The sequence below is a fragment of the Sulfitobacter sp. HI0129 genome, assembly GCF_001635395.1.
Lineage (GTDB): Bacteria > Pseudomonadota > Alphaproteobacteria > Rhodobacterales > Rhodobacteraceae > Sulfitobacter.
On record NZ_LWGH01000630.1, the window covers coordinates 1 to 2,144 of the forward strand.

The following is a 2,144-nucleotide window of genomic DNA, read 5'->3' on the forward strand; positions in this document are numbered from 1 at the left end:
CAGATCGCCGTGATGCGCGAGCGGAACGACACGATCTTCCGCCAGCTCGAAGAGGCGATGACCGTCTCGGTCGCCCCGCTGGACAAGATGTTCCGCAGCGCCGGCATGCCCACGGACCGCATCATCGCCACGGTCAAACGCGGCTATTCCGGTCAGGGCGGCCCGATGACACCGCTGTCCTTCTCCACCCGGGGGGAGGAACCCACGCCGGATACACTGCGTGCGAACCGGCTGCTCGACCAGATGGACCGGCTGAACCTCTACCGAATCGCCGCCGCCAAGGCGCCCTTCGCCAACCCCGTGAAAAGCGCCTTTCGGTTCACCAGCCAGTTCGGCTACCGGCGCGACCCCAAGACCGGCGGGCGGCGGATGCACTCCGGCGTGGATTTCGCCGCAGGCATGGGCACCCCGCTTTATGCAACCGCCGATGGCGTCGTCACCCATTCAGGCTGGCAGTCGGGCTATGGCCGGCTGGTCAAGATTCAGCATGAATTCGGTATCGAAACACGCTATGCTCACATGTCCAAGCTACGTGTAAAAGTCGGCCAAAGGGTCTCGCGCGGGCAGCATATCGGTGATATGGGAGCGTCCGGACGGGTCACTGGCGTCCATTTGCACTATGAAGTCCGTGTAGGTGGCAAGGCTGTAAACCCAATGATCTATATCAAGGCTGCAAACGATGTTTTCTAAAAGCAAAATCAACGAACCCGCGAAGAACACCGAAAACACCAAGACATCGACGCCTCCGTCCTCCGCGCCTGCGTCTTCCTCGGGCAGCGCCGCTTCTTCCACCGGCTCGTCCAGCGATTACAAATCCAGCGCGCCCAAGGCCAAGCCGCCCGCGTCCGTCCTGTCCTCCGACCTGCATATCACCGGCAACATGAAGACGACGGGCGACATCCAGATCGAAGGCACCGTCGAAGGCGACATCCGCGCGCATCTGCTGACCATCGGTGAATCCGCCACCATAAAGGGTGAGGTGATTGCCGATGACGTGGTCATCAACGGGCGTATCGTGGGCCGCGTGCGTGGGTTGAAGGTTCGCCTGACCTCCTCCGCCCGGGTCGAAGGCGACATCATTCACAAGACCATCGCGATCGAAAGCGGTGCGCATTTCGAAGGCTCCGTGCAGCGGCAGGACGACCCGCTGAACCCCGGTGCCAAATCGGCCCCCGCGCAAAAGCCGAACCCGGCATCCTGAGATATTCAGCCACGCTGACGCAGAAGGCCCGGAACCGACGTTCCGGGCCTTTCTCGTTCTGAACCAACTCTCCCCGCGCAAACGGGGCGCGCGCCCTCAGCGGCCGAGCATCCATTCGCCTTCGGGCCAGAAGGCATCGAAGGCAAAGGCGAACATCACGTCATGGGGAAGATCGCGGCCCTGCGCGTCGCGTACGCGGATGCTGCCCACGTCCTTGCCTTTGTCGATCTCGGCCGAATCCAGGGCGGAGGCCTGTCCCGCCTGCCAGCTGATCTGCACACCGGCTTCAGAGATCTGCTGCTCCTTCGACAGACGGTCCAGCGGCCAGGCCCGGTCCCCCACCCGCACGACGCGGGAAAGCGGTTCGATCCCGTGGGGCGGTGCTTCGCCACTGTAAAGGAAGGGCCGGTTGAGACTGTCGTAGCCCGCATAGGGATTGCGCCCGTAGGAGCGGTTGTAGGCCGGTTCCGCCATCACCAACCCGTCGGATTCACGGCTGCGGAATTCCTCCCAGCTTTCCATCCACGTAGGGACGGATTGCAGCACCGTGCCGGTCAGTTCGCCCACAATGGCTTGGCCTACCGCCTGCTGCCACCAGCTCTGGGTCTGCTCGTCATACATCACCATGTCGGAATAGCGCAGCTTGCCGGTGACGCCGAAGCGCAGCACCTCGCCATTGACCCGCCGGTCGAAGGTCAGGCCGGAGTTGCACAGCGGGCAAAAGGTGACGGCGACGGGAATACCCGCCACCGTATCGTTGACGATTTCATGCCATGTCAGATAGCGGATCGGGTACGCGCGGGCGCGCGCGCCGTCCATCGCGACGGTGATGACAGGCTCACGTGGGCCGATCCGCGTCTCGGCGGAGGCTTCGATGAACTGCGGATCATCGAGCGCCGGTATCCCGTCCTTGCCAGGACCGCCCGATATGATCTCGGTCCAG

The 2,144-nt window shown here is 63.3% G+C and carries 3 protein-coding genes; 2 read left to right on the forward strand and 1 reads right to left on the reverse strand.

Annotation, left to right across the window (positions count from 1 at the left end; all coding sequences use genetic code 11):
* Both A3764_RS16415 and A3764_RS16420 read left to right on the forward strand, forming a co-directional pair.
* On the forward strand, positions 1 to 690 hold a 690-nt coding region (locus A3764_RS16415), incomplete at its 5' end, for a DUF5930 domain-containing protein (protein WP_150122243.1).
* Positions 680 to 1,201: a bactofilin family protein gene (locus A3764_RS16420; protein WP_067921659.1), complete on the forward strand. Its 522-nt coding sequence runs from the start codon at positions 680 to 682 to the stop codon at positions 1,199 to 1,201. The genes A3764_RS16415 and A3764_RS16420, both read left to right, overlap by 11 nt.
* 96 nt (positions 1,202 to 1,297) lie before the next feature.
* Here the strand turns inward: A3764_RS16420 and A3764_RS16425 are convergent.
* Positions 1,298 to 2,144: DUF3179 domain-containing protein (locus A3764_RS16425; protein WP_067951785.1), on the reverse strand; the 847-nt coding region annotated here is incomplete at its 5' end.

Excerpts from the sequence above, each read along its gene's own strand:
- A3764_RS16420 (WP_067921659.1), top strand. The coding sequence starts at position 680 with ATGTTTTCTAAAAGCAAAATCAACGAACCCGCGAAGAACACCGAAAAC.